This is a genomic window from Halomonas sp., assembly GCF_052095695.1.
Taxonomy (GTDB): Bacteria; Pseudomonadota; Gammaproteobacteria; order Pseudomonadales; family Halomonadaceae; genus Vreelandella.
The window spans coordinates 1-5,567 of sequence record NZ_JBQDLQ010000138.1 but is presented as its reverse complement, the minus strand read 5'-3'; the positions used below and the strand labels follow the sequence as shown (position 1 = coordinate 5,567).

Genomic DNA, 5,567 nt, shown 5'->3' with positions numbered 1-5,567 from the left:
CATCGCCACTTGGCGATTATCGAGAAACATGAGCGTCTACCTCCTTCGGTGACGCCGATTGTGGGGGTGGCAGCGATGATTTGCCACCCCAAAACGGATTATTTTTGAATTTCCACCTTAGCCTTTAGGCTTGGGTGGGGCTTTACGTGCTGGAACCGCATTTTTTTCAATATGCTCGATGATCATTCCCGCAATATCTTTGCCGGTAGCGTTCTCAATACCCTGCAATCCGGGCGAAGAGTTAACTTCCATAATCACCGGGCCGTGGTTTGAGCGCAGTAAGTCAACGCCCGCCACTCGCAGCCCCATGGCTTTTGCGGCGCGGATAGCGGTTGAGCGTTCTTCCGGGGTGATTCGAATGACGCTGGCGGTACCGCCGCGGTGCAGGTTAGAACGAAACTCGCCTTCAGCCGCTTGGCGTTTCATGGTCGCTACGACTTTATCGCCGATCACGAAGCAGCGAATGTCTGCGCCGCGTGCTTCCTTGATGTACTCCTGCACCATGATATTAGCTTTCATGCCCATGAAGGCTTGAATGACCGATTCAGCGGCCTGGTTGGTTTCAGCGAGTACCACGCCAATGCCCTGGGTGCCTTCGAGTAATTTAATTACCAGCGGCGCGCCTTTCACCATGGTGATTAAGTCGGGAATGTCATCAGGTGAATGCGCAAAGCCGGTAATTGGCAAGCCCAGCCCTTTACGCGATAGCAACTGAAGTGAGCGTAGCTTATCGCGCGAGCGAGTAATCGAGACGTTATCGTTAATAACGTAAGTGCCCATCATTTCAAACTGGCGTAGCACCGCGCAGCCGTAAAACGTCACCGATGAACCGATGCGAGGGATCACCGCGTCAAACGGCTCGATCTCTTCGCCTTTATAGTGAATAGAAGGGTGATGCGAGGTAATGCTCATATAGCAGCGTAGCGTGTCCACTACGCGTGCGGTATGCCCACGCTGCTCTGCGGCTTCAATGAGACGGCGGGTCGAATACAGATTGCGATTGCGCGAAAGCAGGGCGATATGCATGTAAAAACTCCGGGCTAAAGGCGACTAAAAAATTAGGGCTCACCGTGCAAAAACGCAGCGCCAGGTGCAACTAACAGGCGGCGCATGGCGCGGCGTCCTAGCAGCATGGGGTGGCGCATATTGCTGCGGTCAGTCAGGGTTAGTTCAACGGGGAAGTTCAAATCACCCATTTGCATAGGCGTACGAATAACATAGCGCCATTCACTATGACCGTTGGAACTGGTGATCCGGCGTCTATCGTGTAGGTGTAACTGATAGCGGTGAGCAGGCGTTTTTGGCCCGCCACTATGGGTTATAAAGCTTACCCAAAGTTGGCCATGCTCATCTTCATGTGTCTCAATTTCTTCTGCATGCAGGGCGGACGTGCGTGCACCCGTATCTGCTTTGCAGCATAGATGAAGGCCTAGCTCGGGTAGCGTCACCATTTCACGGCGACCAATGACCGCCTTAGCCTGATAGGGTAATTCCTTCACGGCTCACTCCTTAAAAATATAACAGACCGCATCAAATCAAGCGTTCCTGTGTGACGTCATGATAGCTAAGCGATGTTGAATAGCAGAGCCTGCTGGCGCATCCCGCAAGGCCATCATGACGGGCAAACGCAGCCGCGGTATTAGAGCAAGGTCTCGCACTGCCGCCGCAAAGTCAGTACGTTCGTCTTCTGCTAGGCGCTGCAGAAAAAGCGGCAGGCGCTGAGCGTCTTCAAGATGCTGCCAGCCACGGCCAGCGATTGCTGCCAGCACATCAGGTCCACAGGCAGCGATATCGCTCAATATGCTCGTGTACCAATCGCCAGCTTCCGGTGCGCTAGCGGTACCAACGGCACGCAAGCAGGCGCAAAGAGTTTCTATATCGCCCGTTTGAGCGGCTGTCTCACCGCGTCGGTGTATTGCAGAAGCTAACGTGTCTGGAAATGTCCTGTGCTCTAAACAGTAGCACAGCGTGTGGATAACGGCGGTAGGCAGTGACGCAAATAATCGTGCTAGCGATGCGCTCTCATGCGCTTGCATACGGACAGTATAATCAGCGATTCCCTGCAGCCCCAATGCCTGCCAGTCAATCGTTTGTTGACCGCTAAAATAAGCCTCAACGGGTTCGAAATGCTGGCTTGCAGGTAATCCCATATCGCTCGTGGCGCGCGCATTAAGCATCGCTTGAAAGGTGATATTGGGCGTGAAGGCGAGAGGATTATCCTTCATTAAATGATCCACGTCTGCAGTTTCTTCACGGCCTAGTTGCGATGCATTACGGCCTAATGTCTCCAGCAGTCGATTTAAAAAAGCATCGCGCTGAGCAGGTGCCAATAGGCCTTGCTCATCCAGCGGTAGGGCTAAAAACCAAATCGCAGGTTCAGGCATATCGCCCAGGCGAAACACAATGGCCACTCGCGCCTGTCCTTGCCAAGGTTCCGCCCACGCTATTTCACCTCGCTCAAAGACGGCGAGTGATTCCCGTGGACAGGGAATCACTCGTCGCCCCATGTAATAGAGGGAGACCACCGCACCGCTACGGGTAAAAAACTCATCAAGGGTTTTAATTGGTTGCATGACATCCTTCCGCGTTGCAAGCCCGCACTCTACCTTGCTGGTGTGACACTGTCAGCCGTAGCGGTTAATAAAACGTCGTGGGTAATAAAGCATAGCGTTAATGACAGGGCGGTTAAAAATTAAACAACAGGATGAAAGGTGCATGAGAGTTGAGGATGCGACACCTTTCCATAGTTTATCCACAGGCTCGTGCACGTTTTCTGTGGGTCTATGGGCCATGTCCAAAAGCGATGACCTGTGGTAAGCAAGCGTTCGAATTGGGATAATCACTCAATAAACAGTTTTTCACTTTACCAAGGCATTTATGAGCATTTACCAGACGCTGCAAACTGCGCTTCTTGAACTCGAAGCATCGATGAAAGCCGCCGATTTATGGCGTATGCCAACACCGGATGCTGACGCATTGGCCAGTCAGCAGCCTTTTTGCATCGATACGATGTCGCTTCCTCAATGGATACGGTTCGTGTTTGTTGCGCGCTTGAATACGTTAATTGAAACGGGTGCTGCCATGCCGGCTAAATGCGAAGTGGCGCCAGCAGTGGCGGCCTATTTACTGCAGGAGAAAGTGTCTGCCCATCATTTAGTATTGGTTGTTCGATCGGTAGAAAAGGTTGATCAGATAGTGACTGAAAGCTGAAGTTGGCTGGCTGCACCTTGAAACGCACAAAGCCTGCCGAATGGCAGGCTTTGTGAATTACACGTGCAGCATCAAGTTACTGCACTCATGCTGTACTAACGGTCAATGTGCTGGTATTCACCGGTATCGGCAGTCACGCTGCTGACGATCAAAATGGCAATGAAGGAAGCGATAAAGCCAGGAATGATCTCGTAAACACCGGGGCCACCCATGAACTCGCCACTCCAGCCCAGCGAGATCCAGGTCATCACGGTAAGAGCACCGACTATCATCCCCGCAATAGCACCGGCGCCATTGGTGCGTGACCACATCAGCGAGAGAATAATCAGCGGGCCAAATGCCGCGCCAAACCCTGCCCAAGCATTGCTCACTAATCCTAGCACCTGTGAGTCCGGATCAGACGCAATAACAGCCGCAACCAAACCTACTAGAACGACACTAATACGGCCTACGCCAACTGTTTGTTTCTCCGACGCCTGCTTATTCAAAAACAGGCGATAGAAGTCTTCGGTTAGTGATGAGGAAGCCACCAGAAGCTGGCTAGAAATGGTGCTCATGATCGCGGCAAGTAGCGCTGCATAGAGGAAGCCGGTTACCAGCGGATGGAACAGCAGGTTCGCCAGAATGATAAAGATCGTCTCCGGATCCTGGACATCCAGGCCGTTGCGAATTGCATAGGCGCGGCCGAAGATACCTAGAGAAATGGCACCGATCAGCGAGATGGCCATCCAGCTCATACCAATGTTTCGAGCAGTCGGTACATCTTTCAGCTTTCGAATCGCCATGAAGCGCACGATAATATGCGGTTGCCCGAAGTACCCCAGGCCCCATGTTACCGCAGACAGCCAGCCGATGAAGGTCAGCCCTTCGGTCCAAGACAGCAGCGTGGGATCGACCTCATTCAGCGTCTGTGACGCTTGGCTGAAGCCGCCGCCGCCTTCGCCAAAGAGGACAACGGCAGGCATGATTACCAGCGCCAGCATCATGATGCAGCCTTGCACGAAGTCTGTCAGGCTCACGGCTAAGAACCCGCCGATGACGGTATAAGCCAGTACCACGCCCAGCGTAATAATGATGCCAACGGTGTAATCGCTCAGGCTACCAATGCTGACGACGCCGGAAAATGCGCTTTCGAACAGCTTGCCGCCGGCGACTAAGCCTGATGCGGTGTAAACCGCGAAGAAAACGACGATAACGACAGCCGAAACCGTTCTTAATGATAGCGCACGCGTCGGAAAGCGGTTTGCCAGGAAAGCGGGAATGGTGATGGCATTGCCGTAGTGAACCGTCTGTTCACGCAGGCGTGGTGCAACCAAAATCCAGTTGAAGAAGGCACCCACAAACAGGCCGATACCGATCCAGGCCGAGCCTAGTCCGGACACAAACATCGCGCCAGGCAAGCCCAGCAGCAGCCACCCGCTCATATCTGAAGCGCCGGCCGACAAAGCCGCTACCTGGGGGCTGAGTGTTCGGCCGCCCAAAATATAATCTTCAGAAGTGGATGTGGATGTGCGCATAGCATAAAGCCCAATGCCGATCATAAGCGCAAAGTAAGCGAAAAGGCTGATCCAAACGCCAATAGCCATAAAACGTCTCCTATTCTTAGTTATGAGGCCGGATGTAGCTCCGACAGGTTATTAGTATTGTATGAGCTGTTTACTCATCACCAAGCGCCAATAGCGACGCATTCCCTCCTAAAGCTGCAGTATTATTGGTAATCGTTTTCTCGGTCACAAAGCGCTGCAGATAATGGGGCCCACCGGCTTTTGGGCCTGTGCCAGATAGCCCTTGGCCACCAAAGGGCTGAACACCCACGACGGCACCAATGATATTACGATTAATATAAACATTGCCTACGCGCATTTTCTGCGCTATTTCAGCGGCAAAAGATTCGTTTCGACTATGTACACCAAACGTTAAACCGTAGTTGCGGCCATTGATATCGTTAATTACCTTATCAATCTCGCTGGCTTTGTAACGCACAATATGTAGCACCGGACCGAACTGCTCGCGAGTAAGTGCATCAATGCTATCGATAGTGAACGCTACCGGCGCGACGAAAGTACCTTCTTGAGTATGTTCGGCAGTCATCGGCGTTTCCGCCACAAGGCGATTTTCAGCTTTTAGCTTTTCGATATGTTCAAGCAAACTTTGACGGGCATCTTCATCGATAACGGGGCCAACGTCGGTACCCAAGTCGCGAGGGTCGCCAATGTGTAGTTCGTTCATCGCGCCTTTAAGAATTTCAATCACCCGGTCAGCCACGTCATCCTGAAGATAAAGCACGCGCAATGCTGAGCAACGCTGCCCGGCACTTTGAAACGCGGATTGCACCACATCAACCACCACCTGCTCAG

General features: G+C 52.6%; 6 protein-coding genes. 1 reads left to right on the top strand and 5 read right to left on the bottom strand.

Annotation, left to right across the window (positions count from 1 at the left end):
• Positions 1-117 precede the first annotated feature (117 nt).
• The 3 genes from rimK to ACTH5D_RS17055 are packed head-to-tail and all read right to left on the bottom strand — an operon-like array spanning position 118 to position 2,573.
• Positions 118-1,026: a 30S ribosomal protein S6--L-glutamate ligase gene (gene rimK, locus ACTH5D_RS17065; RefSeq protein ID WP_096279311.1), complete on the bottom strand. Its 909-nt coding sequence runs from the start codon at positions 1,024-1,026 to the stop codon at positions 118-120.
• A 32-nt stretch (positions 1,027-1,058) separates the two neighbouring features.
• The gene (locus ACTH5D_RS17060; protein WP_301736033.1) at positions 1,059-1,499 is read right to left on the bottom strand and encodes a putative ATP-dependent zinc protease; all 441 of its coding nucleotides are present in this window, start codon (positions 1,497-1,499) and stop codon (positions 1,059-1,061) included.
• Positions 1,500-1,535: 36 nt separating this feature from the next.
• The gene (locus ACTH5D_RS17055; RefSeq protein ID WP_441673329.1) at positions 1,536-2,573 is read right to left on the bottom strand and encodes a DUF3549 family protein; all 1,038 of its coding nucleotides are present in this window, start codon (positions 2,571-2,573) and stop codon (positions 1,536-1,538) included.
• A gap of 304 nt (positions 2,574-2,877) precedes the next feature.
• On the opposite strand from ACTH5D_RS17055, the gene ACTH5D_RS17050 reads away from it, so the two are divergent.
• Positions 2,878-3,210 carry a YqcC family protein gene (locus ACTH5D_RS17050; RefSeq protein WP_441673327.1) on the top strand — a complete coding sequence of 111 codons (333 nt, stop codon included), beginning with the start codon at positions 2,878-2,880 and terminating at the stop codon, positions 3,208-3,210.
• Positions 3,211-3,305: 95 nt separating this feature from the next.
• On the opposite strand, the gene putP is transcribed toward ACTH5D_RS17050, so the two are convergent.
• Together putP and ACTH5D_RS17040 are read right to left on the bottom strand one after the other, a co-directional pair.
• The gene (putP, locus tag ACTH5D_RS17045; RefSeq protein ID WP_441673325.1) at positions 3,306-4,796 is read right to left on the bottom strand and encodes a sodium/proline symporter PutP; all 1,491 of its coding nucleotides are present in this window, start codon (positions 4,794-4,796) and stop codon (positions 3,306-3,308) included.
• Positions 4,797-4,866: 70 nt separating this feature from the next.
• On the bottom strand, positions 4,867-5,567 hold a 701-nt coding region (locus tag ACTH5D_RS17040), incomplete at its 5' end, for an aldehyde dehydrogenase family protein (RefSeq protein ID WP_441673323.1).

What these genes read in the sequence shown, in the direction of transcription:
- ACTH5D_RS17050 (WP_441673327.1), top strand. Translation starts at nt 2,878, where the DNA reads ATGAGCATTTACCAGACGCTGCAAACTGCGCTTCTTGAACTCGAAGCA.
- putP (WP_441673325.1), bottom strand. Translation starts at nt 4,796, where the DNA reads ATGGCTATTGGCGTTTGGATCAGCCTTTTCGCTTACTTTGCGCTTATG.
- ACTH5D_RS17055 (WP_441673329.1), bottom strand. Translation starts at nt 2,573, where the DNA reads ATGCAACCAATTAAAACCCTTGATGAGTTTTTTACCCGTAGCGGTGCG.
- rimK (WP_096279311.1), bottom strand. Translation starts at nt 1,026, where the DNA reads ATGCATATCGCCCTGCTTTCGCGCAATCGCAATCTGTATTCGACCCGC.